General features: G+C 55.8%; 23 protein-coding genes and 1 riboswitch. Of the genes, 20 read left to right on the plus strand and 3 right to left on the minus strand.

Annotated elements, in window-relative coordinates; all coding sequences use genetic code 11:
* Nucleotides 1-4 precede the first annotated feature (4 nt).
* Entirely contained in the window at nucleotides 5-1252 is a 1248-nt protein-coding gene (locus MKX51_RS06615) for an MFS transporter (protein ID WP_340995537.1), read from the plus strand.
* 160 nt (nucleotides 1253-1412) lie between these two features.
* Here MKX51_RS06615 and MKX51_RS06620 read toward each other — a convergent pair whose 3' ends face one another.
* Together MKX51_RS06620 and MKX51_RS06625 are read right to left on the minus strand one after the other, a co-directional pair.
* Entirely contained in the window at nucleotides 1413-1799 is a 387-nt protein-coding gene (locus tag MKX51_RS06620) for a hypothetical protein (protein ID WP_340991689.1), read from the minus strand.
* A 67-nt stretch (nucleotides 1800-1866) separates the two neighbouring features.
* Entirely contained in the window at nucleotides 1867-3231 is a 1365-nt protein-coding gene (locus tag MKX51_RS06625) for a helix-turn-helix domain-containing protein (protein WP_340991691.1), read from the minus strand.
* 116 nt (nucleotides 3232-3347) lie between these two features.
* On the opposite strand from MKX51_RS06625, the gene MKX51_RS06630 reads away from it, so the two are divergent.
* From MKX51_RS06630 to MKX51_RS06665, 8 genes are all read left to right on the plus strand, one after another.
* Nucleotides 3348-5627 carry a glycoside hydrolase family 3 C-terminal domain-containing protein gene (locus MKX51_RS06630; RefSeq protein ID WP_340991693.1) on the plus strand — a complete coding sequence of 760 codons (2280 nt, stop codon included), beginning with the start codon at nucleotides 3348-3350 and terminating at the stop codon, nucleotides 5625-5627.
* 62 nt (nucleotides 5628-5689) lie between these two features.
* Nucleotides 5690-5801, plus strand: a riboswitch (guanidine-I (ykkC/yxkD leader).
* Between the two features lie 58 nt (nucleotides 5802-5859).
* On the plus strand, nucleotides 5860-6219 hold the full coding sequence (locus MKX51_RS06635; RefSeq protein WP_036725854.1) for a DMT family transporter: 360 nt from the start codon (nucleotides 5860-5862) through the stop codon (nucleotides 6217-6219).
* Nucleotide 6220: 1 nt separating this feature from the next.
* Nucleotides 6221-6535 (plus strand): DMT family transporter, encoded by a 315-nt coding sequence (locus MKX51_RS06640; RefSeq protein WP_036725732.1) that lies wholly within the window; start codon nucleotides 6221-6223, stop codon nucleotides 6533-6535.
* 111 nt (nucleotides 6536-6646) lie between these two features.
* On the plus strand, nucleotides 6647-7510 hold the full coding sequence (locus MKX51_RS06645) for an aldo/keto reductase (protein WP_340991694.1): 864 nt from the start codon (nucleotides 6647-6649) through the stop codon (nucleotides 7508-7510).
* A 421-nt stretch (nucleotides 7511-7931) separates the two neighbouring features.
* Entirely contained in the window at nucleotides 7932-9371 is a 1440-nt protein-coding gene (locus MKX51_RS06650) for a PTS mannitol transporter subunit IICB (protein WP_340942869.1), read from the plus strand.
* Nucleotides 9372-9479: 108 nt separating this feature from the next.
* Nucleotides 9480-11546: a BglG family transcription antiterminator gene (locus tag MKX51_RS06655; protein WP_340942867.1), complete on the plus strand. Its 2067-nt coding sequence runs from the start codon at nucleotides 9480-9482 to the stop codon at nucleotides 11544-11546.
* Between the two features lie 16 nt (nucleotides 11547-11562).
* On the plus strand, nucleotides 11563-11997 hold the full coding sequence (locus MKX51_RS06660; RefSeq protein ID WP_076079725.1) for a PTS sugar transporter subunit IIA: 435 nt from the start codon (nucleotides 11563-11565) through the stop codon (nucleotides 11995-11997).
* Nucleotides 11997-13142: a mannitol-1-phosphate 5-dehydrogenase gene (locus MKX51_RS06665; RefSeq protein WP_340991695.1), complete on the plus strand. Its 1146-nt coding sequence runs from the start codon at nucleotides 11997-11999 to the stop codon at nucleotides 13140-13142. The genes MKX51_RS06660 and MKX51_RS06665 overlap by 1 nt, the downstream gene beginning before the upstream one ends.
* A 145-nt stretch (nucleotides 13143-13287) precedes the next feature.
* On the opposite strand, the gene MKX51_RS06670 is transcribed toward MKX51_RS06665, so the two are convergent.
* Nucleotides 13288-14361, minus strand: a complete 1074-nt coding sequence (locus MKX51_RS06670; RefSeq protein ID WP_340991696.1) for a M42 family metallopeptidase — start codon at nucleotides 14359-14361, stop codon at nucleotides 13288-13290.
* 153 nt (nucleotides 14362-14514) lie between these two features.
* On the opposite strand from MKX51_RS06670, the gene MKX51_RS06675 reads away from it, so the two are divergent.
* The 11 genes from MKX51_RS06675 to yhbY all read left to right on the plus strand — a co-directional run bounded on the left by MKX51_RS06675 (nucleotide 14515) and on the right by yhbY (nucleotide 24377).
* On the plus strand, nucleotides 14515-14691 hold the full coding sequence (locus MKX51_RS06675) for a hypothetical protein (RefSeq protein ID WP_340942860.1): 177 nt from the start codon (nucleotides 14515-14517) through the stop codon (nucleotides 14689-14691).
* Between the two features lie 139 nt (nucleotides 14692-14830).
* Entirely contained in the window at nucleotides 14831-15328 is a 498-nt protein-coding gene (spoVAC, locus tag MKX51_RS06680; protein ID WP_340942859.1) for a stage V sporulation protein AC, read from the plus strand.
* Between the two features lie 3 nt (nucleotides 15329-15331).
* Nucleotides 15332-16366 (plus strand): stage V sporulation protein AD, encoded by a 1035-nt coding sequence (gene spoVAD, locus MKX51_RS06685; protein ID WP_036725720.1) that lies wholly within the window; start codon nucleotides 15332-15334, stop codon nucleotides 16364-16366.
* Nucleotides 16363-16713 (plus strand): stage V sporulation protein AE, encoded by a 351-nt coding sequence (spoVAE, locus tag MKX51_RS06690; RefSeq protein WP_036697920.1) that lies wholly within the window; start codon nucleotides 16363-16365, stop codon nucleotides 16711-16713. Before spoVAD ends, spoVAE begins: the two co-directional genes overlap by 4 nt.
* Before the next feature lie 221 nt (nucleotides 16714-16934).
* Nucleotides 16935-17891: an AAA family ATPase gene (locus MKX51_RS06695; protein ID WP_036725719.1), complete on the plus strand. Its 957-nt coding sequence runs from the start codon at nucleotides 16935-16937 to the stop codon at nucleotides 17889-17891.
* Nucleotide 17892: 1 nt separating this feature from the next.
* Complete coding sequence (locus MKX51_RS06700) at nucleotides 17893-19143, plus strand: DUF58 domain-containing protein (protein ID WP_036725716.1); 1251 nt, start codon at nucleotides 17893-17895, stop codon at nucleotides 19141-19143.
* Nucleotides 19140-21383, plus strand: a complete 2244-nt coding sequence (locus MKX51_RS06705) for a DUF4129 domain-containing transglutaminase family protein (RefSeq protein ID WP_340942856.1) — start codon at nucleotides 19140-19142, stop codon at nucleotides 21381-21383. The genes MKX51_RS06700 and MKX51_RS06705 overlap by 4 nt, the downstream gene beginning before the upstream one ends.
* A 95-nt stretch (nucleotides 21384-21478) precedes the next feature.
* Nucleotides 21479-22003: a YqeG family HAD IIIA-type phosphatase gene (locus tag MKX51_RS06710; RefSeq protein ID WP_036697929.1), complete on the plus strand. Its 525-nt coding sequence runs from the start codon at nucleotides 21479-21481 to the stop codon at nucleotides 22001-22003.
* Between the two features lie 8 nt (nucleotides 22004-22011).
* Nucleotides 22012-23133, plus strand: coding sequence for a ribosome biogenesis GTPase YqeH (yqeH, locus tag MKX51_RS06715; protein ID WP_036725851.1), 1122 nt, complete (start codon nucleotides 22012-22014; stop codon nucleotides 23131-23133).
* 20 nt (nucleotides 23134-23153) lie between these two features.
* On the plus strand, nucleotides 23154-24032 hold the full coding sequence (gene aroE, locus MKX51_RS06720; protein WP_340991700.1) for a shikimate dehydrogenase: 879 nt from the start codon (nucleotides 23154-23156) through the stop codon (nucleotides 24030-24032).
* 51 nt (nucleotides 24033-24083) lie between these two features.
* Nucleotides 24084-24377 carry a ribosome assembly RNA-binding protein YhbY gene (yhbY, locus tag MKX51_RS06725; RefSeq protein ID WP_036697934.1) on the plus strand — a complete coding sequence of 98 codons (294 nt, stop codon included), beginning with the start codon at nucleotides 24084-24086 and terminating at the stop codon, nucleotides 24375-24377.
* The last annotated feature ends 8 nt before the right edge of the window (nucleotides 24378-24385 follow it).

A 24385-nucleotide genomic window follows, 5' to 3' on the forward strand; every position in this document is an offset into this window, starting at 1 on the left:
GAGTATGCTGAAGAACGGAGTGTTCCGCCGGTTATGGTGCACGCAGACCTTATCCTCTGTAGGAGATGAGATCAGGAACTGGGCCATCCTGTTCTGGGTATTTGCGGAAGCGGATCAAGCTGTCTTTTACCGGACGGCTCTTTTGTTTGCCCAGATGCTCCCGGTCTTTATCATGGCTCCTCTTGCCGGAACATGGGTTGACCGCAGGAAACCAAAGAAGGTGCTGCAGGCGACACTGGTGATCCGGGCTGCGATGTCTTTTGTACTGGCCGGATTAATCTGGATGGAGCAGGTGCCGCTTTTGCTGGTCATGCTGGCCTTCACGTGTACGGTTCAGCAATTTTTTCAGCCCGCCATCAGTAAATTGACGGTTACGGCCGTGGACAACGAGGATTACGGTACAGCCAGTTCCTCAGTGAAGACGGTTGATACGCTGATCAGTCTTGCCGGTCCTGCGATCGGAGCCTTTGTCTATGAGTGGTGGGGGGCCTCTACTTCTTTAATTGTGGACGGCTTTTGTTTCATCGCTGGCAGCCTGTTCATTCTGAGTCTTAAGGTGAGCCCGGCCCCCCTGGCAGCACCCTCCGGTTCCGGTCCGGCAACCTCCTTTTGGGTGGATGTCCTGGAAGGCTTCCGGTATATCTTCGCTTCTGCGCTCACCAAACGCTTATTTATCATGTTGGCGGTAATGGGGGCGTGCACAGGGGCGATTAATCTGTTAAACATCTATTTCGTGGTGAAAGAGCTGCATTTAGACCAGAATTACTTAGCCTGGGCAAGCACCGCCGGGGGCATCGGTATGTTCGCGGGGGCGCTCGGTCTGAACCTGCTTGGGGCGAAATTCAAAAATTATGTGCGAATTAACATTTGGGGAGCAGCGGTCATGACGCTGGGACTGTTGCTGCTCACGCTCTCCTTCGGCTCCTGGTCGATGCTGCTCAGCCGTGTCATTATCGGGATTGGCATCTCCCTGCTGAGCATTACGCTGTCGACTCTGTTAATGACCTATGTTCCTGAGAACCTGCTCGGCCGCGTCGGTTCCGTGTTTGAAGGCGGCCCGCTGGCGACCAATATGTTGTCTTATCTGTTCTTCGGATGGTTGTATGTGTACACTGGCGCCAGATGGATCTTCGGTATCTCCACTATGCTATTCTTCATGGCGTTTCTGCTGGCCCTTAGCCTTCAGTCTGTACTCTCCCCGGCCCGGAGAGTCCGTGCCGAACAGCAGGAGTTCATCAGCCCGTCCCAGTAACAACCTAACCCGGGATGCACCGGCGGGATGAGCAAATGAGGGGCATAAGTGCACCTGATTTCGGGGAAAGTTGGCGGAATGAGGTGAAAACTATCGCTACATGAGATGAGCCCCCAGGCTGCTGAACTACAACAGCCTGGGGACTCTAATGTCAATTGTATCAGTCTCCACCGCCACCGCCGCCGCCAGAATCTCCACCGCCGGAATCCCCGCCGCCCCCGAAATCGCCGCCTCCATGGCTGCTGTGACCGCCGCTGTCCCAGCCCCCGTGGCTGCCGTGATGATGATCAGGGGTATGATTCCCGTGGTGGTGGCCATGATGATGGCTGGCGCTGCTGTGTCCGTCCGAGTCCGGATGAATTTTGTGGCGGCTGTCTTCGTTGAAGCTTCCCGCATCGGCTCCCGTACCTGCGATGAAATAATGATCCCCCGAGTGAGAACGGGTTCTATTGCCGTAATTTTTGTACCGGGCATTACGATTGCTTCGATTAATAGCCATCACCGCAACGAATATAACTGCTACTACGAATATTAAGCTTCCCATCATGCAGAACCTCTCCTTTAACCAAATGTAGGATTGCCCTCATAGCAGAATCATACCATAATTCTGGAAACTACTTGGAGTGCTGCTTGAATTGTCTCGGGGTGAGGCCGGTATACTTCTTGAATACTTTGGTAAAATAGCTCTGGTCGTTAAAATGCAGACGGGTAGCAATATCCGACAGCGTGATACCGGGCAGCTGGATCAGACGCTTGGCTTCTTCGACCCGCTGCTGCTGGATATAGTCGCTGATGGCGGTGCCGGTTTCTTTTTTGAACAGCTGGGACAGGTAACTGGCGCTCATTCCGGCGTATTCAGCCAGCCTGCCGAGTGGCAACTCCTCATACAGATGATTGTAAATATAATTCCGGCACCGGTCGGAGATGCGGGAATGTCTTGCGCTGCGGCTGTCCTCTACCTGATCGGCAAAGTCACAGAGCGCAGCCAGCATAGCCCGGTCCACCGCCGGAATATCGCGGAGCTCCTCAATATACTGGATATGGAAGTCGCTTAGCGTATAGGCAATCTCCCAGAACAGCCCGCCTTCAATCGCCGCGCGGGTGGCCAGCGTGATGGAGGAGACGGCCAGATTTTTTTTGCTGCGCAGCTGGCTTTTGCGGGACAACCTTCCGTAGCTCTCTTCGGCAAAAGAAGCATGGGTCCGCAGCAGCCCCGCCTTGTCCCCATTGGTAATATAGCGGAACATTTCGCGTTCCTGCATCGGGTCATGGTGCAGCCAAGTATGCTCGCGGCGGTAGGACAAGTCCAGATCCGGGCTGTCGTCCGCCGGATGCTGCGGTTCCGCCAGCGTACCCGCCGCCAGCAGCAGCTCCGTTACGGATAATGCCTGCCCGGTGACAAGCGTGTAGAGCAGCAGCGCCGCATGATACCAGCGCCTCCGGCTAATTATAGGCAGGTTGCCGTAATACTCTAGCCAGCTTGCCTGCTGCCCGGGCGGGATGTTGTGGTCGCGCAGCAGGCTGGCTGCATTATCACCGGTAACAGGTGCATTCAGCGCAGGGCCGGTGACGATGGCCCCTTCAGCGCCGGGAAGCTGGAGAATAATGAAATTCTCCAGGAAGCCAGTCGTGTACAGACGCGGTAACGCGGGTGCGGCCGCAGCAGCAGTTCTGTCCGTCAACGCGTTAAGCGTCCCGCCTTCAGCTGCTGTCCTGCTGCTAACCGTACTATACGACTCGTCCGTCTCCACATTGAGCGTCCTGCCCGCTGCCGCTCCTCCGTGCCCCCGGACTAGCTCCATCACCTCAACCGGCAGGCCGCCCGTTCCCTGCACGGCTGGCCGGTCCACGACAGCCGGTCCCAGGGCTAGACGGGGCGCAGCCGCTTCATCAAGCCACAAGACCGGGACCCGGTAAGCTTCGTAGATCAGCTTGCAGATGTATTGTATACCTTCGTCATTCCCGATTCCCTTCGCCATAGGCCGCCCCCTCTATTCTCTACTTAGAATACCAAAAATCGAATGAAACTACCATAATTGGCCGGAACAGTCCTATAGAATGGAGTCAAGAAACCGTATTCATAGGAGGCTATATAATGGCAAAGGACGTAACAGAGCTTCAAAAGCTCATTTCGCAAATGACACTGGAAGAGAAGGCCGGACTCTGCTCCGGGCTGGATTTCTGGAACACCAAAGGCATTGAACGTCTGGGTATCCCCTCAGTGATGGTAACAGACGGTCCCCACGGTCTCCGCAAGCAGCAGGGTGACGCAGACCATCTTGGATTGAATAACAGTGTACCGGCAACCTGTTTTCCGTCAGCGGCCGGACTGGCCTCCTCGTGGGACCGCGATCTGATCTTCCGGGTGGGCGAGGCGCTGGGAACGGAATGCCAGGTGGAGAATGTCGCCGTTCTGCTTGGACCAGGCAATAATATCAAGCGCTCTCCGTTGAATGGGCGGAACTTTGAATATTTCTCGGAGGACCCGTTCCTGGCCTCAGAGATGGCTGCGAATCATGTGAAGGGTGTGCAGAGCCAGGGAGTGGGGACGTCGCTGAAGCATTTTGCCGCCAATAACCAGGAACACCGCCGCATGTCAGTGGATGCGGTTATTGATGAGCGGACGCTCCGCGAGATTTATCTAGCCAGCTTCGAAGGCACCGTGAAGCAGAGCCAGCCGTGGAGTGTGATGTGCTCGTACAATCAGGTGAATGGAGAGTATGCTTCCGAGAGCTATGAGCTGCTGACCAAGGTGCTGCGCGAGGAATGGGGCTTCGAAGGCTTCGTCGTGTCCGACTGGGGAGCTGTCAATGAGCGGGTAAAGGCACTGGCAGCAGGGCTGGAGCTGGAAATGCCGTCAAGCGCAGGAATCGGAGACGCCAAGATTGTAGCGGCTGTGAAGAGTGGAGAATTGGCTATGGAGACGCTGGATCTCGCTGTAGAACGGATACTGGCCTTTATCTTCAAAAGTGTCGAAAACCGCAACCCGCACGCGGTCTTCGACCCGGAGAAGCATCATCAGCTTGCGCGCGAAGTGGCCCGGGAGAGTATGGTGCTGCTGAAGAACGAAGGCGGGATTCTGCCACTTGTGAAGAGCGGCCGGATCGCCGTGATCGGTGAATTCGCCAAGCAGCCGCGCTATCAGGGCGGGGGCAGCTCGCATGTGAATCCATCCCGGATGGATGATGCCTTCGTTGAATTGCAAGCCGTTGCCGGGGATGCGGCCAGCTTCCTGTACGCACAGGGCTATGAGCTGGAGAGCGATGACATCAATGCTGATCTGCTGCGCGAAGCCTGTGATACAGCAGCTAAGGCGGATGCAGCTGTGCTGTTCCTTGGTCTGCCTGACCGCTACGAATCGGAGGGCTATGACCGTAGCCATCTGCTGCTTCCTGCGAGCCATAAGGCGCTGATTGAAGCGGTGGCCGAGGTTCAGAGCGAAATTATTGTAGTGCTGAGCAACGGCGCGCCGGTCGAGATGCCTTGGCTGCATAGGGCGAAGGCGGTGCTTGAAGGCTACCTGGGCGGTCAGGCTTTTGGCGGTGCGGTTGCGGATCTGTTGTTCGGCGAAGTGAGCCCGAGCGGCAAGCTGGCGGAGACCTTCCCGATGAAGCTGAGCGACAATCCGTCCTTCCTGAACTTCCCCGGTGAAGGCGATACGGTGGAGTACAAGGAAGGCTTGTTCGTAGGCTACCGCTATTATGATAAAAAAGAAATCGAGCCGCTGTTCCCCTTCGGCTTCGGACTAAGCTACACGGAATTTGAGTACAGCAACCTGGTGCTGGATCAGACCCGCATTCAGGATACAGACACTGTGCAGGTATCGGTCACCGTTAAGAATACCGGCAGCAGAACAGGCAAGGAAGTTGTGCAGCTGTATGTCAGTGATATGGAGAGCAGTATGATCCGTCCGCTGCAGGAGCTGAAGGGCTTCGCCAAGATCGAGCTGCAGCCTGGGGAAGAACGCATCGTAACCTTCACCTTGGATAAGCGTTCTTTTGCCTACTACAATGTGAAGCTGGCTGACTGGCATGTAGAGAGCGGGATGTTCACAATCTCTGTCGGATCTTCGTCACGCGATATCCGTCTGAGCACGCAGCTTGAGCTGGAGTCCACCGTGAAGCTGTCCGGCCGCTTCCACCGCAACACCACAGTCGGCGATCTGCTCGCCAATCCGCTGACGGAGGAGAAGGCGAAGAGCTTCAGCAGCGTGTTCGGGCTGGAGGATGTGCTTGGCGACAATCCGGAGATGCTGCTGGCCATGATGAAATATATGCCGCTGCGCGCCATGATCGGATTCGGCCAGGGCAAGTATACCGAGGCGGATCTGGAAGCGGATCTGCAGGAGCTGAACAGGCTGGCCGGACAGGAGTAAGAGATGCAGGGGTTGCATTCCGCAGCGTAGTTTGCTAACATACGGTGTAAGTTCATAAGCAGTTAATAGTTCTCTAGGGTTCCGCAGCAGGTACACACCGCTGGCCTGGTCCGAGGGAGAACACACGGATGAAGCCAATCCGTGTATACACGGAGGGACAAAAGCCCGGGAGGTATCGTCAATAATGACGATAACCTTCCGGGCTTATTTTATGAAACAGGAGGCAGGAGAAATGAAGAAGAGCACTAAGAGCTGGATCATGATTGCAGGCGCTGCTTGCTTTGAAGTGGTATGGGTCATCGGGCTGAAGCATGCCTCCGCTCCATGGGAATGGGCGGTTACGGCAGCGGCGATACTGATCAGCTTCTACGCCCTCATCTGGGCCAGCGGCAGGCTGCCGGTCGGGACGGTCTATGCTGTATTTGTCGGACTTGGAACCGCAGGTACCGTTCTTGCGGGCGGAGTCCTGTTCGGTGAACCGCTGCGGCCGCTGAAGCTGCTGCTGATTGGCCTGCTGCTGGCAGGGGTCGTCGGACTGAAGCTGGTTACCCCGGCTCAGGCTGAATCTGAACAGACAAAGGGGCTGAACTGATATGGCATGGGTTATGCTGATTGCCGCCGGTATATGTGAAATGTTCGGGGTTGCCATGATTGGCAAGCTGCACAAGGACCGCAACTGGCAGTCTGTCTGCCTTCTGATTCTAGGCTTCGGGGCAAGCTTCCTGCTGCTGTCTCTGGCGATGGAAAGTCTGCCGATGGGAATTGCCTATGCGATCTGGACAGGGATTGGAGCGTCAGGGGCAGCGGTTATGGGCATGTTGTTCTACGGTGAAGCCCGCGATCCGCGGCGGATCTTCTGCATCGTGCTGATTCTGGGAGCCGTAGCCGGCTTGAAGCTGATTGGCTGAGAATTCCGCTGAAACGTTACGGAGTTGGACACTTAACGGATGTTTCGCTGCCCCGGTTATGGTAAGTATAGTTAGTAAGAACATTATTCTTAATAAGGAGACTTATCACATATGAGCAGACCTGTATCTGAGAATATCCGCCTGAAGGACGGAGCTGTGCTGCCCAGACTGGGGCAGGGAACGTGGAGGATTGGCGACCAGCCGGCGAACCGGGCAGAAGAGATTGCTGCGCTTCGCCAGGGTGTGGAGCTGGGTATGAATCTGATTGATACGGCTGAGATGTACGGGGACGGCCGTTCTGAGGAGCTGGTTGGTGAAGCGCTGCGGGGAATCCGCGACCGCGTATTCCTGGTCTCCAAGGTCTATCCGCATAATGCGGGCGGGACTAAGCTGATTAACAGCTGCGAAGCCAGCCTGAAGCGGCTCGGCACGGACCATCTGGACCTGTACCTGCTGCATTGGCGCGGCAACATTCCTCTGGAAGAGACCGTGGAGGGGATGGAGGCACTGGTGGCTTCCGGTAAAATCGCCCGCTGGGGCGTATCCAATCTGGATACGGCAGATATGCAGGAGCTGCTGAGTATTCCCGGCGGCAATCACTGCGCAGTCAATCAAGTGCTCTACCATCTGGGCTCAAGAGGGATCGAGCATGATCTGCTGCCCTGGCTGAGAGGACATAAGATTCCTGTCATGGCCTATTCTCCGCTGGCCCAGGCAGGCACGCTGAGAAAAGGGCTGACTGAGAATGAAGCTGTGCAGCAGATTGCCCGGAATCATGAGGTCACTCCGCTGCAGGTTCTGCTGGCCTGGAGTATCCGGGACGAGGATATCCTGGCTATCCCCAAAGCCGCCACCCGCGAACATGTGAATGAGAATGCCGCTGCCGCGAAGCTTGTGCTTTCAGACGAAGAGTTGTGGCAGCTCGACGATGCTTTTCCCCAGCCGTCGTGGAAGATTCCGCTGGACATGATTTAATCATAGCTTAACCGCTGCTGTATGGTATAGCTGTCTCCGCTTAGGGGGCGGCTTTTTTGTTGTTCTAGGAGACAAAAATATGAAGCTGCTAAGGTGCGCTTGCCGGATAGCGGTACAGACCGCGAATGAGGCGCGTACATAGGTTGATTCCGTTCTTGTACGCTTTCTAAGCCTTAGATGATATTATACGGGAATTTGTGCATCCTATGAGGAAGCTTGTAGGTCGTTGGAAGCAAGGCGGATACTGGACTTAAGCCCCTTGGCAGGAGCTCTTAAATGTTGTCAACAATGTTCATGCCGAAACCGTGTTTTCAATTTGGTGACAAAGAAAGCGCTTTGATTTACGATGTGTTCAAAGGGAAACACCTTTCAGGAAGAGTTGCGGAAGGTTCCCGTTCATTACAATAAGGGGGCATCTTAAATGGCCACAACGGCAACGAAACAAGCTTCATCCGGCGGTGCAAGGGTGAAGGTTCAACAATTCGGACGTATGCTCAGCGGTATGGTTATGCCGAATATCGGCGCTTTCATCGCTTGGGGATTGATTACAGCATTATTCATTCCAACGGGCTGGTATCCCAATGAGAGCCTTGCAGCTCTAGTAGGTCCAATCATTAACTATCTGCTTCCTCTATTGATCGGTTACACCGGCGGACAGATGGTTCACGGCAAACGCGGTGCTGTCATTGGTGCGCTGGTGACCATGGGGGTTATCGTCGGCTCGACGATTCCTATGTTCCTGGGTGCGATGATTGTCGGTCCGCTGGCTGCCTGGGTGCTGAAGCAGTTCGACAGAGCTGTGGACGGCAAAATCAGAGCCGGGTTCGAAATGCTGGTTAACAACTTCTCGCTGGGTATCATCGGCGGCGCGCTGACTCTGGGAGCCTTAAAGGGTGTTGGACCGCTGGTTCAAGGCCTGACCAATATCCTCTCGAATGGCGTGGAGTTCCTGGTGAACCATAACCTGCTGCCGCTCATCAACATCATCATTGAGCCGGCCAAGGTATTGTTCTTGAACAATGCGATCAACCACGGGGTACTGGGACCGATTGCGCTTGAAGAGTCCCAGAGAATCGGCAAATCCATCCTGTTCATGCTTGAATCGAATCCGGGTCCCGGACTTGGTATCCTGCTTGCATACTGGCTGGCGGGCAAAGGCTCTGCCAAATCCTCTGCACCGGGCGCTATTATCATTCACTTCCTGGGCGGGATTCATGAGATCTACTTCCCTTACATCCTGATGAACCCGCGTCTGATTCTGGCGGTCATCGGCGGCGGAATGTCCGGTACATTCACCTTCCAGATGCTGGGCGCCGGTCTGGTAGCTTCTCCTTCACCAGGCAGTATCTTTGCCTATTTCGCAATGACACCTAAGGGCGGATATCTTCCGATGATTGCCGGGGTTGTCGTGGCTACCATCGTATCGTTCCTGATTGCAGCTGTGCTTCTGAGATCTTCCAAGAGTAATGATGAAGAGGAGATGGATCTGGAAGCGGCAGAAGCCAGAATGAGAGACATGAAGTCGGCCGGTACTGCAGCTCAGACTGCGGCTACAGCAACCGTGGCTTCCAATATCCGCAACAAAGCAAGTGTCCACAAAATCGTATTCGCTTGTGATGCAGGGATGGGATCGAGTGCCATGGGGGCATCGGTGCTGAGAAAGAAACTGCAGAACGCAGGGGTTAACATCACGGTGACTAACTCTGCTGTCAGTGAAATTCCTGCCGACGCGGATATCGTGGTTACCCAGAAGACGCTGACGGACCGGGCGATTGCCAGCAATCCGAATGCCGAGCATATTTCTATCGATAACTTCCTGAAGAGCCCGAAATACGATGAGCTGGTGGAACGTTTGAAGTAAGAGGCACAAGTGTAAAATCTAAGTATATAGTTCTCGCTGAAACGGATGCCGTCCCTTATAGGACGGTATAGCCGTTTTTGCTTGATGCAAGGCGGAGGGTTAGCGGAAATGACGAAAATTACCGCCAGACAGCGCCAGATCCTGTGGCTTCTGCTTGAAGCGACCGGAGAGATTACCGCTGTAAAAATTGCCGAGGCTACCGGGGTAAGCGTAAGAACCGTACACCGGGAGATGGAGGATATAGAGTCCGCGCTTGAGGACTTTGGTCTTGATCTGATCAAAAAATCAGGCAAAGGCATCCAGTTGAGCGGCCCGGAGGCCGGTCTTGCGGAGCTGCGCCTGTTCCTGCGGGAAGAGAAGCCGGCGGATTATTCCGGCGAAGACCGCAAGGTATTCGAGCTCTGCGTGCTGCTGGAGGCAGAAGAGCCGGTGAAGCTGTTCACACTTGCGCATTCCCTCAAGGTTACAGTTGCTTCTATTAGCTATGATCTGGATGAACTGGAGCATTGGGTCCGTAAGTTCGGTCTGGAGCTGGTCCGCAGGCGAGGCTACGGCGTAGAAATCACCGGCAGCGAGATCGACAAGCGCCGGGCGATTGGGCGGTTAGCCGCAGAGCATCTGGATTTGTCTGATCTGGTCGGCCATGGTTCTCTGGCTGAGAGCAATCCGGCTTTTCGTTTTCTATTAACTACAGTTGGAAAGTCCAACCTTATGGAAGTAGAGAATACGCTGTGGGATATGGAATGGAAATGGACCGCGGAGCTGCCCGAAATTGTCTATATGGAGATGCTCCTGGCCCTTGCTGTCACTACCCGGCGGATTGAGCTTAACCGGAGCATCGACAGCGGGGCGGAAGCGGGCTATTCCAGGGTGTCCGATCACCGGAACATTGCCGGAGCCGAGCGGTTTGTGGGGCAGCTCGCTGAGGTGCTTAAGCTGAAGATCCCCCGGGTAGAGATTCTGTATATCGCCGGGCTGTTCGACCGGGTCCAGGATTCCTTCTCCTCGTCGGGCTACGCCTATGGCGATATTGAATTAATGGAGATTGTCTACAAGCTGACGGAGAGTGTGGTCAAGCGGACAGGGCTGCCCTTCCAGAGTGACCGTTCCCTGCGCGAGGGGCTGCTGGAGCATATTGATCCGGCGCTGAAGCGGATCCGGGAAGGCACACGCATCCGCAACCCGCTGCTCGGCCCGATCCGCAGGGATTACGAATATCTGTTCAACATCATCCGCGCAGCCGTGGAGGATATGGAACTGGAGCTTGAGATTCCGGATGAAGAAATCGGATTTCTGGTCATGCATTTCGGAGCTTCTGCAGAGCGGCTGAACCAGCTAAGGCGCAACGTAAGAGCCATTCTGGTCTGTGCCAGCGGCCTCAGCTCTTCCCGTCTGCTCGCCACCCGTCTGACCAAGGAAATGCCGCAGATTGAGATTCTCGGCAACATCTCCTGGTATGAAGCGGCACGCCTGCCGGATGAAGATTACGATCTGATTATATCTACCATTGATCTGCCGATTGATAAGGAGCGTTACATTAAGATCAGTCCCCTGCTCACAGCGGAGGAGATTGAGAAGCTGCTGAATTACATCCAGAATACTACCCTGCGGGAACGAGGGAAGGGGATGTCCGGTGAACCGGAACATGCGGCACGGGAGGAAGCCTCGCTTGAACGGCTCAGGAGCTACAAGGGCATTCTGGATGAGATCGTCAGCCTGCTGGAGCGGTTCCGCTTCCATCCGATTGATAATAAGGGGATGGATCTGTCAGCGACGATAGTGGAGATGCTGGAGACACTGAATGGAAACGGTGTGGTCGGGGATGCCGGTATTGTGCTGGAGCGTCTGCTCGAACGGGAGCGGATGACCAGCCAGGTGATCCCGGATACCGCATTGGCGCTGTTCCATACCAGAAGCAGCCATATTCACCTGTCCTCGCTGACCCTGTACCGGCTCGATCAGCCCGTAATTCTGGAGGGGGATACAGAGGTCAGAGTCATTCTGCTCATGCTGGCTCCGCGCAGACTCTCCAAGGAGAGCCTGGAGGTGCTCAGCGAGATCAGCGCACTGCTGCTGAACTCCGAGCTGGTTCAATTGCTGGAAGAGCGTTCAGAGTCAGAGATCCGGGGGTATTTGTCCTCGGAGCTGCTTCATTTTTTCCAAAATAAAAGTTGAAAGCGGGAGAAACCATATGAGTATACTGTCAGAAAATAAAGTGATTATGCACGGAGCCGCAAACGATAAATACGAAGCCATCAAGATGGCGGGCAAGCTGCTGGTTGATGCAGGGCATGTAACGGAAGAATATGTTCCCAAGATGCTGGAGCGCGAGGAAGTGGTGTCCACTTATATGGGCGGCGGATTGGCTATTCCGCATGGTACCAAGGAAGCGCGGCCTTTTATTAAGTCAACCGGGTTGTCGATCATCCGCTTTCCGGACGGGGTGGATTTCGGCGGCGATGAGCCGGCGTTTGTAGTCATCGGTATTGCAGCCGCAGGTGACGGGCATATGGAAGTTCTGACGAACGTGGCGATGATATTCACCGAGGATGATGCCATTGACCGCGTCATGAACGCTCCTACGGCTGCTGATGTTATCGCAATCTTCGAAGGGGGACTGGAGTAATGAAGGCGGTCCATTTCGGCGCGGGCAATATCGGCAGGGGCTTCATCGGGCTGTTGCTGTCGCAGGCGGGCTATGAAGTTACCTTTGTGGATGTAAATGAGGCCTTTGTTACCCAGCTTAAGGAACGCGGTGAGTATCCGGTCACGCTGGCCAGCGACGGTCAGGAAACGGTCATCGTGAAGAATGTAACGGCTCTTAGCAGTGTCACGCATGCGGATGAAGTGGCGGCCGCCATTGCTGAAGCCGATCTGGTTACAACAGCAGTCGGCGTGTCCATTTTGAAGCATATTGCCGGTACTGTGGCGGAGGGCATCCGCAGAAGAGTGGCTGTCTCCTCCGCGCCGCTGCATGTGATCGCCTGCGAGAATGCGATTGGCGGCAGTGCACAGCTCAAGGAGCTGGTATATGCGAAGCTGGATGATGAGACCCGTGCGAAGGCTGAATCTTCGGTTGCTTTTCCGAACGCGGCTGTGGACCGGATCGTTCCGCTCCAGCAGCATGAGGATATTCTGAAGGTGGTCGTGGAGCCGTTCTATGAATGGGTGGTGGACGCCTCGCAGATGATCCCGGGCTATACGCCGGTTGAAGGGGTGCATTATGTAGAGAATCTGGAGCCGTATATTGAACGCAAGCTCTTCACTGTGAACACGGGTCACTGCTCTGCGGCGTACCTTGGCTATCTGCAGGGCTACGAGACTATACAGCAGGCTATGGCGGATGAGGCGTTAACGGCGAAGGTTCGTGAGGTACTTGAGGAGACCGGCGCGGTGCTGGTCCAGAAGCACGGCTTCGATGAAGCGGAGCACAGTAAGTATATCGATAAAATCCTGGAGCGCTTCCGCAATCCGGCGCTTACCGATGAGGTGTCCCGTGTAGGCCGTTCGCCGCTGCGCAAGCTGTCGCCGAATGACCGTCTGGTATCCCCTGCAACGCAGGCGTATGACAGAGGGCTGAGCTACACGGCGTTGACTCGTTCCATGGCCGGTGCGCTGCTGTTCAAGGCGGGGGATGACCCGGAAGCGGTGGAGTTGGGGGCCGCAATCGCGGAGCTTGGAGCAGAAGCAGCGCTGACGAAGTACACCGGGCTTGCTGCTGACCATCCGATCCATCAGTCTGCGATGGAGCAATACGCGATTTTGAGATAAGAACATAAAAGTACAGCCGCAGGGAAAGCCTATAAGCTTATCCCTGCGGCTGTTTGCGTTAATGTGTGACTCTTAAAAGTCTGGGGTCCCCGCAAAGAACCTGAATAGGCTTCGGAGCTAAAGCCTCACTTTGCGGGGAGATTGATTAGCTGTTCTCCAGAATCGTCTGCAGTGTCGTGCGGTCCAGTCCTTGCACGAGCTTGATCAGCAGCTCTTTGGCTGCCGCATAATCATCACTGTGGATAATTGAGGTTGCCGTGTGGATGTAACGGGAACAGATCCCGATCACCGCTGAAGGAATACCGATTCCGCTGAGATGCACCTGACCCGCATCCGTTCCTCCCTGGGAGACGAAATACTGGTATTTGATCTTATGGGTGTCAGCCGTATCCTGCACATATTCAATCAGTCCCCGGTGAGTAATCATCGTCGGGTCAAAAATACGCAGCAGCGCGCCCTGGCCCAGATGGCCGAAGGCCTGGCGGTCGCCGGTCATATCGGCAGCGGCGCTGGCGTCCAGCCCGAAGAAAATATCCGGTGCCAGCAGATTGGCAGCTGTCCGGGCACCGCGCAGCCCGACCTCTTCCTGAACGGTAGCCCCGCAGTAGAGCGTATTCGGCAAGGCTTGCCCGTGCAGTTCCTTCATTAATTCAATAGCCAGTCCAACGCCATAGCGGTTGTCCCAGGCTTTGGCCATAATCTTCTTCGGATTGGCGAGTGGTGTGAACGGGCAGACCGGCACGACCTGCTGTCCTGGAGCTACACCGAAGCTCTGCGCCTCTTCCCGATTGTCTGCGCCGATATCGATGTACATCTTGCTGATCTCCCCGGCTTTGCCGCGTTCATCCGCGCTCAGCAGATGGATAGGTGTACTGCCGACCACGCCGTTCAGCGTACCCTTCGGCGTAATAATCTGCAGGCGCTGTGAGGCCACGGCCGAAGCCAGCCATCCGCCCAGCGGTGTGAAGCGGATCATCCCGTTGTCTGTAATGCCGGTAACCATGAAGCCTACCTCATCGAAATGGCCGGCCACCATAATCTTGGGACCGCTTACTTCACCGCGCATCACGCCGAACAGGCTGCCCAGCCGGTCCTGTACGAATTCGTCCGTATAAGGCGTCATAGCCTCCTTGACATAAGCGCGCAGCTCGCGCTCGAAGCCGGAGGCTGAGGGGAATTCTGTTAATGTTTTGAACAATTCAAGTGTGTCTGTATTCATACATATATCGCTCCTTTATGTTATGACATCTAGTATGAACATTCTTACTCCGCTTGTCCATGCCGGGAGGGCAAATGAACACAGAGACTCCCTGTGCGAATACTATACCGTAAGGGCTCTGCAGGCAGGAGCCGGAGAAAGGAAGCGAGGAGAATGTGGCTCTCGGGGAGCGTAGCCCAGGCAGGCAGCCGGAGCGGATTCCGGAAAGTGCCGGGCCGCAGGCAGGGCTTGCCCAGGCGGTACCGCCGCCGGTACGGGCGGGAGAATGAGGCAGTGCTGATCCTGGTGCTGTTTCTGCTGCTGATTGTTGTGCTGTTTTATTTTTCCTGAGCAGGAGGGACATAACGGGGCCGCCTGAAGTGAACAATAAGGAAAACTTAATTCCGCACAGCACGAAGGGACGGGACTACAGCACAGCTTACCCGCTGCCCGTTCCCTTTCGTATCCAACAGTTCAGGGGGTGTCTGCATTGCCGGCAAAAACAAAAAAGTCAGGCGTCAAGCTGAACCTTGACGGTCTGACCCCGAAGTCTTATCAGGAATTGGCCAAGCCTTATGTACCCTCCCGTCCGGTATTCAAGAATTGTATACGTGCCTTCCTGTCGGGAGGCTTGATCTGTGTGCTGGGACAAGGCATCCAGGAAGCGTTCATGGCGATATTCGATATGACCTCCCGGGAGGCGGCAAGCCCGACAGTTGCCATTCTGATTCTGCTCTCCGTCATACTGACCAGCTTCGGGGTGTATGATAAGCTCGCCCAGTGGTGCGGTGCCGGCACAGCGGTTCCGGTCACAGGATTCGCCAACAGTATGTGCTCCGCCGCACTGGAGCACCGGGCTGAAGGGCTGGTGCTGGGTGTGGGGGGGAACATGTTCAAGCTGGCCGGGTCGGTTATTGTGTTCGGTGTCGTTGCCGCTTTTATCGTGGGTGTAGTGTATGCCGTTATGGGCTGGGGAGGTGCACATTAAACGATGAAGCAGCTCGGCAGTCAGACCTGGGAATTTACGAACCGTCCGGTGATCCTTGGGACCTCCGCTGTGGTGGGACCTGAAGAAGGGGAAGGGCCGCTGGCCTCAAGCTTCGACTTCATCTATGATTCGCTGGAGATGGGCGAGAAGACATGGGAGAAGGCAGAACGCGCCCTGTTCGAAAAAGCCGCCAAGCTCGCCCTGATGAATGCGAATCTGGAGCAGGATAAGCTGGAATTCTTCGTCGGCGGGGATCTGATGAATCAGATCATCAGCAGCTCCTTCGCCGCGCGGAAGCTCGGCGTGCCTTACTTGGGAGTGTTCGGTGCCTGCTCCACCTCGATGGAGAGCCTCGCCATCGCCTCCATGATTGTGGATTCCGGCGGTGGTAAGTACGCGCTGGCCGGTACATCCAGCCATAACTGTACAGTTGAGAAGCAGTTCCGCTACCCGACAGAGTATGGATCGCAGAAGCCGCCCACCGCCCAATATACCGTTACAGGCTCCGGCTGCGCAGTGGTAGGAGTGAACGATGGGGCGGTTCAAGGGCCGCAAGTGGTGTACGCAACGCTTGGGCGCATCATGGATCTGGGGCTGAAAGATCCGTTCAATATGGGAACTGCTATGGCCCCGGCCGCCGCCGATACCATCACGGCACATTTCCGCGATACGGGGCTGTCGCCCGGTCACTATGATCTGATTGTTACGGGCGATCTGGCTTCCGTCGGCTTGCCGATTGCCAAGGATCTGCTGGCCAAGGAAGGCATCCCGATGGAGGAGACGGTCTTCAATGACTGTGGACTCATGATGTACGACCTGGACAAGCAGAAGTATGTCATTGCCGGGGGAAGCGGCGCGGGCTGCTCCGCCACGGTAACCTACGGGCATATTATCGGCCGGATGAAGAAGGGGGAGTTGAAACGGGTATTGATCGTGGCGACTGGAGCGCTGCTCTCGCCGCTGTCTTATCAGCAAGGGGAGAGTATTCCGTGCGTAGCCCATGCGGTAGCCCTGGAGATCGGAGGTGAGGGAGCATGATTTATTTATGGGCTTTTCTGGTCGGGGGTGCGATATGCGTGATCGGCCAGCTGATGTTCGATGTGCTGAAGCTGACTCCGGCCCATACCATGAGTACGCTGGTGGTGCTTGGTGCGGCTGCCGATGCTTTTGGCATCTACGATCCGCTCGTGAAATTCGCCGGAGCCGGGGCCAGCGTGCCCATTACCAGCTTCGGGAATTCTCTGGTCCACGGCGCGCTGACTGAGCTGGAACGCGATGGCTGGGTCGGTGTCGTCACCGGGATCTTCGATGTGACCAGCGCCGGGATTTCCTCGGCGATTGTCTTCTCTTTCCTGGCGGCGCTGGTGGTCCGGCCGAAGGGGTAACTGACGGCAGATGGAGCATATACAGATATGTTGATTCCGGGATCGCCCATGGCGGTCCCTTTTTATATGAAGGGGGTGTACGACGCCGGATGCGGGTTTCTTTTAGACAAATCTAGCATGCCGCTCTATAAATTCACTTGGCCTAACATGTACTTTCGGTACTCCTATCATGTAAAATGTATATATTACTGCTTATTCTGATATAGGAGGGTTTAACATACATGCCCGTACGTCAAGAATCCACGCAAATTATGAACGCTGTCCGCACTAATCTGGAATCCTGTATTCTCGGTAAAAGCTTTGAAATAGAACTGCTGCTGACCGCACTGTTAGCGGGCGGACATGTCCTGATTGAGGATGTTCCGGGAACTGGCAAAACCCAGCTGATCCGCGCGCTCTCCCGGTCGATGTCCGGCGAATACCGGCGCATCCAGTGTAACCCGGATATTCTTCCGAGTGATATTACCGGCGTATCCGTCTATCATCCGCGTGATGAGATGTTCCACTTCCGTCCGGGTCCGGTGATGACCAATATCCTGCTGGCCGATGAGATCAACCGGGCGACCACCAAGACCCAGTCCGCACTGCTTGAGGTAATGGAAGAACGCAATGTTACGGTCGATGGAGAGACCTATCCCCTTCCGCATCCGTTCATGCTCTGTGCGACCCAGAATCCGATAGATTTCGAGGGAACCTATACCCTTCCCGAAGCTCAGCTGGACCGCTTCATGCTGCGCATCAGCCTGGGCTACCCCGATGCCGATACCGAGAAGAACCTGCTGCTAACCCATCAGCAGGGCCAGCCGGTGGACAGGCTGGCTCCCGTAACCAGCATGGAGACGATTGCGGCCATTCAGGAGGAGATCCGTGATGTGTTCATCAGCGAGCCGGTGCTGAACTACCTGCTGGATGTGGTCCGCCAGACGAGGGTACATCCGCTGGTGATGCTGGGCGCAAGCCCCCGGGCATCCTTATCGTTCATGATGGCCTGCAAGGCCTACGCTTTTCTCCAGGAACGGGATTATGTGCTGCCTGACGATGTGAAGACCCTGACCCCTTATACACTGGGACACCGGATCCTGCTGCGGCCGGAATCACGCCTGGACAACGTCAGCATGGACTCCCTGCTGCAGAAGCTGCTTCAGAGCATTAATGTGCCTGTAACCATGAGGCAATAAGATGAGGGCCTTACTTACGCGGGCTGCCGCTGCGGTTCAGCTGAGGAAGTTCACGGGCGTTCTGGCAATTTGGGTCATTACACTCTTCTACGTGCTGTTTCAGGGCGGCAAAACCTCGTTCATGCTGTTCATCATGGTCTCTGTTCTTTTTCTGTATCTGTTCATTGGCGGTCTTGAAGGGGTCCGGCGGGCCAGAGGCGCACGCAGCTTCTATTCCGAACAGGATAAGCCGGATCTGCTCTATGCCGGGGGCTTTCTCAAGGTGAAGCTGGAAGTGACCATTCCGGGATTTCTGCCTTTGCCCTACGTGGTTGTAAGAGAAATTCTGAAGCGCCATAACGGAGAGTCCTGGGTGTTCGAGGAGAGCCTGATTCCGAACATGGGCGGACGGGGCGAGCTGCTGTTCCAGACGCCGCTGCTGGAGCGGGGCCGTTATTCTTTTGAGAATACGGATATTCTCAGCGAGGATATCTTCGGTCTGATGGAGCATAAGGGGACCTTCAAGGCAGAAGGCCAATTCCGGGTGATGCCCCGGGCCGTCGTAGTGCCGCGCTGGCAGCTGTATGAGCGCAAGGCGCGCCTGTCGGGGCCGCAGGTATCACTGCTTCAGTCCAGGCGCGAGACCACGCAGATCAACGGTGTCCGTGATTATGTCTACGGGGACCGGCTGACGCGCATTCACTGGAATGCAACGGCGAAGACCGGCGAGTGGAAATCGAAGGAATTCGAGCATGAATCCGTTCCCAGAACCATTCTGGTGCTGGACGGAACCTCCAGCGGCTATTATAACTCTGCACAATTCGAGCTGGCAGTCTCGGTCACGGCTTCTCTCCTCGGCTTCGGCATCCGGGAGCGGATCGGCATCGGCCTGTGCTGTCTGGATAAGCATAATAAGGTGTTCAGTCCGGCGGAAGGCAATGCCGAGCGGCAAAAGATGATTCAGTATCTGATTGACATCAACGCAGAAGGCAAGGGGCCGCTGATTGACAGGCTGGAGAGTGTCCAGCGGCTGTTCCCCAAGGGGTCGTATTTCGTACTGATCAGTCCGCAGAGCGGCAGAGTGGTACTGGATACGCTGCGCTGGGCGGAGAACCGGGGGATGACCCCTTCCCATATTCATGTTCTGCATCCTTCCGGGAAATACCGGGCCGGAGAGTGGCAGAATATTCTGCACTCGCATGGCGTTACCGGACATAGCATCAGCACACTTCAGGAGCTTCCTGCGGTACTTGGAGGTGATTCTGTCCGATGAAGCACTGGTTCCAGGCAATACGTTCCTCATGGCATCACGGGCTGACGCTGCTATGGCTGAGCATGATCGCTATGCAGTGGGTGTCCTATACGGTGCCCTTCTGGCTGCAGGAGACCACCGTTTCTGTGGCGCTAACCCTGCTGGCTGTTACAGCTATTGAAATTATTTTTCCGTTCAAAAGAGTGTACCGCATACTGCTGGAAGGCGCGGCAGTGGTATTAATTGTATACAACGTGATTATCAGCTACGGGATTTACATTCCCGATCCTCTGCTGCCGGCATTTCTTGACCGGCTGCCCGGGATAGCGGTATCGATGATTCCGTACATGTGGTTTGTGCTGGGGGCTTGGGCGCTGCTGCTTATGTCCGCTTGGTGGGTGAACGGCAAGGCGCGGATTCTGATGTTCATCGCGGCGAATATCACAGCCTTCGCCGCGCTGGATTCATTCACGACAGCGGTAATGTGGCAGGAGGTAGCCTGGACGGTCTTTGCCGGGATGGGCTGGCTGGTCACCCGGCATCTGAGGAATTTCCAGCTGCATTATCCGCGCGGCTGGACCTATATGCTGAGGTATCCGATGAAGGTTGCCTTGAATATAGCGATAGTTTTCTCACTGGTTATCCTTGCCGGGGTGAATATGCCGGGCGTGCGTCCCACCTTGACCGACCCTTATACCGCCTGGCAAAAGTGGAATGGGAACTCCGTCTCTTCCAGACCCTCCTCCGGGAGCGGGGATGCTGCAAGCGGCGGGTCAGCGGCGAACGGGACGACCTCGGGCTACAGCTTGAATGATGACAATCTGGGCGGGGGCTTCAACTTCGATTATTCGCCGGTCATGCAAGTGACCTCCGATCTGCGCACCTATATGCGCGGCGAGATCCGCAGCGTGTATTCGGGCAAAGGCTGGACAGACGATGATACCTCCGGCCGGGGAACGCATAACGAGGTGCAGGTGGGCGAGCCGCTGGAACGTGCTGCCGCCTCCAAGACAGAGACGCGTACGCTCAAGCAGACCGTCAAGCTGCTCGGAGGGAACAGTTATCCGGTTCTGTTCGGCGGCTATTCGATCTCGGGGGTAGACTCGGTGGACGGGCAGGAACAGAGCACCGGCTTGTCCTGGCGGAGTGAAGACAGTGAGCTGCTGTGGAATCCCGGAGGCAAGACAAGGGCTTACCCGCAGACCTATGTGGTAACCTCGGAGGTGCCGGTGGTTCCCCTTCAGGAGTTAAGCAAGCAGACCTTCGAGCAGCTCTATGGGAACAAGAATATCGACCCGCAGTATCTTCAGCTCCCGGATAACTATCCCGAGCGGGTGAGCGCGCTGGCCAAGGAGATTACGGACAGAGCGCAGACGCCATACGAGAAGACGATCCTGCTGCAGCAATACCTGCAAGCAACCTTTCCCTACACGAATCAGCCGGATACCTCACGGGCCAGAAGCAAGGACATGGTCGAGAGCTTCCTGTTTGAGATCAGGGAAGGATACTGCGACTACTATTCCACGGCGCTTGTCACCATGGCGAGGTCACTGGATATACCGGCCCGCTGGGTGAAGGGATATGCTCCCGGGGAGCAGGCCGAGATTCCGGATAGCGTAATGCTTCAGCAGGGTGCTGCCGGTTATGTAAATAACAATTACACGATTACCAATGCAGACGCCCACTCCTGGGCCGAGATCTATTTCGGCGATTACGGATGGGTTCCTGTTGAGGCAACACCAGGATTCGATGTTCCGGTGCTGACGCAGAGTGAGCAGGATAATCCGGACCAGCCTGAAGTAGAGGTAGAGGAGCCTGAAGAGCTTGAACCGGCGGCAGCGGGCCAGACGGACAAGTCTTCCGGATTCCATCCCGGCACCTGGGCCGTGGCTGGAGCAGCGGCTGTACTCCTGCTCTGGACCCTATTCCTGATCTGGCAGCGCCGGCTGAGCCTGCGCTTCCTGATTACCCGTATCCGCCTCGGCGGCCAGCCCACTCCGGCGCAAAAAGTTGCCGCAGAAACGGAGCGCTGGGTAAGGTATATGCGCAGGAAGGGTATGCTGAAGAAAGAGCATGAAACCCTGCGTGAATCCGTGGCACGGTGGAGCGTGGAACGCCCGCAAGCTGCAGGCAGTCTTGCTGCACTGCTGAAGATGTTCGAGCGGGCGAATTACAGCCCTGAGGTTATTGAAGACAAAGACTGGCACAGCGTGTATACTGAAGCTTTGCGGCTGCGAAAAATCATGAAGTCCGGCAAGTAATGCCCACTGGTGGTGAAATGCTGGCGGACCCTGGGATTTTTGCAGTCCTATAGAGCCGGGTTACAAGTTTCCTGTATGAAAATGAGGTGAATGTATTGTTTGAAAGATTAGTCCCCAAGCTCCGGGTCAACACGGTGTTTGATATCGCTCTGGAGGAGCTGTACCGCCAAGGCTACCGGGGAATTATTACGGATCTGGATAATACGCTGGTCGGCGCCAAGGCGCCGCTGGCTACTCCTGAGCTGCTGCTCTGGTTCGCCAAGGTGAAGGAGCTGGGCTTCAAGCTTGTGATCGTATCCAACAACAATATGGACCGGGTGTCGCGTTTTGCCACCCCGCTGAATATTGAATTTGTACATCAGGCCAAGAAGCCCAGCAATTCCCCGTTCCTGCGGGCCATGAAGCTGATGGAGCTGGGACCGGAGCAGACGATTGTAGTCGGCGACCAGATGCTGACCGATGTATACGGCGGCAACCGGCTGGGTCTGTTCACGGTACTCGTGCTGCCGATCTCCGTCAAGGATGAAGGCATAGGAACAAGAATTAACCGCAGAGTGGAGCAGATAGCCTTGACCCGTCTGCGTAAGCAAGGATTGTGGCAAGAGGAGGATAAATCTTAATGAATGCAATGAACGATGGAACAGCGCGGCCTGAGAAATGCAGCGGCTGCGGCATTAAGCTACAGAGCGTAGACAAGGAGCTCCCCGGCTATATTCCGGAGGTTGCCTTCGAACGGGAGCCGGTAATTTGCCAGCGCTGCTTCCGGATCAAGAATTACAATGAAGCCTCTTCCGTATCGGTGAACCAGGATGAATTCCTGAAGCTGTTAAGCGGAGTAGGCGAGAAGAATGCACTGGTAATCCATATTGTGGATCTGTTCGATTTCGAGGGCAGTCTGATTTCCGGGCTGCAGCGGTTTGTCGGCAATAATCAGGTCATTCTGGCAGTGAACAAGATTGATCTGCTGCCGAAGGTGACCAACTGGAACCGATTGCGCAACTGGATGCAGCAGCGCTGCAAGGAAGAGGGACTGCGCACGGCGGAGATTGTCCTGGTCAGCGCGAAGCGTAATCAGGGCTTCGACCGTCTGCTGGAGGCCGTTACCGAGCTGCGCGGCCAGCGTGATGTATACGTTGTCGGGGCTACCAATGTAGGCAAGTCCACCTTGATTAACCGGCTGATCTCCGATTACAGTGACCTGGAAGAGGAGCTGACCACCTCCCGTTATCCGGGCACTACCCTCGATATGGTCAAAATCCCGCTGGATGACGGCCATTCCATCATTGATACGCCGGGAATCGTGTACCCGTGGCGGTACAGCGAGCTGGTCGAGCGCAAGGATCTGGGCGCAGTGATGCCCGAGAACCCGCTCAAGCCTGCGGTCTATCAGCTGAATGAAGGCCAGTCGCTGTTCTTCGGCGGACTGGGACGCTTCGACTTCATTCAGGGGGAACGCCAGTCCTTCACCTGCTTCATCAGCGGCACACTGAAGATTCACCGCACGAAGCTGGAGCGTGCAGATTCCCTGTATCAAGACCACCGGGGCGAGCTGCTGTCTCCGCCGGGGACTGCCGACATGGATAAGCTGCCGCAGTGGCAGCGCCATGAATTCCGTATCGCCAGGAATAGTGAGACCGACCTGTTCATCTCCGGTCTGGGCTGGATCAAGGTGAACGGTACAGCCGGAGCGGTAGTAGCTGTCCATGTGCCGCGCGGCGTCAAGGTGCTTACCCGTCCTTCGCTGATCTAATTGTACAGGAGGAAGGCGACATGACTGAGACAAACAGGAACACGCAGAGTCACGGGGAGCTGCTGCTGGGCGTGATGGGTGACCCGATTGCCCAGTCCAAATCCCCGCTGATGCACGGGGCGGCGCTCCATGCGCTCGGTCTCTCCGGGGCTTATGTGCCGCTGCACATTACGCCTGACAAGCTGGGCGATGCGGTGCAGGCGATACGGACGCTTGGCTTCCGGGGCGTGAATGTAACGATCCCCCATAAGGTTGCCGTGATGGAGTATCTGGACCGGCTGGATTCAAGTGCGGTGGATGTCGGCGCAGTCAATACCATCGTCAACGACAATGGTATACTGACCGGCTTCAATACGGATGGCATCGGTTATGTCCGCTCACTGAAGACAGAGGCTGCGCCGGATCTTACCGGCGCCCGCATCCTGGTGATTGGAGCCGGCGGTGCGGCCAGAGGGATTGTCTCGGCGCTGCTGAAGGAGCAGCCGGCAAGAATCCTGATTGTGAACCGAAATGAGGTACGGGCCCGTCAGCTGGCAGACAGCTTCAGCAGCCGGGGCAGCTTAACCGGAGCAGGGATGGATGCCGTTCCCGGCGTGCTGGGCAGCATGGATATTGTAATTAATACGACATCCGTAGGCATGTATCCGCATATGGAGGACATGCCGATCGATCCGGCCGGGCTGCACGAAGGGATGATCGTCAGCGATCTGATCTATAATCCGCTGCATACCCGGCTGCTTACAGAGAGCCTGAAGCGCGGCTGCACCGTTCACGGCGGGCTGGGCATGTTCGTCTACCAGGGAGCTTACGCCCTGGAGTATTGGACGGGGCTTACGGCTCCCGCAGCGATTATGCGGCAGACTATTGCGGATTGTCTCGGCCAGGTGCCGGGCAAATGATTTTCACTGAACAGGGTAATAATATATGTTAATTAAGGAGTTTTCACATTTATGTTAACAGGCAAACAAAAACGTTATCTGCGCTCTTTGGCTCATCATCTGGATGCTGTATTCCAGGTTGGCAAAGGCGGCGTAAACGATCATCTGATCCGTCACATTGAAGAAGCTATTGAGAAACGCGAGCTGATGAAGATCAGTGTACTGAATAACAACGCTGATGATCCCAAGGAAATTGGTGCCGCGCTTGCCGAGCAGTCCGGTTCGGAGCTTGTTCAGGTTATCGGCAAGACTATCGTTCTGTACAAGGAATCACGCGACAACAAAACGATTGAGCTTCCAAGATAGGAGGTTGA

This window comes from Paenibacillus sp. FSL M7-0420, assembly GCF_038002345.1.
Taxonomy (GTDB): Bacteria; Bacillota; Bacilli; order Paenibacillales; family Paenibacillaceae; genus Paenibacillus_AQ.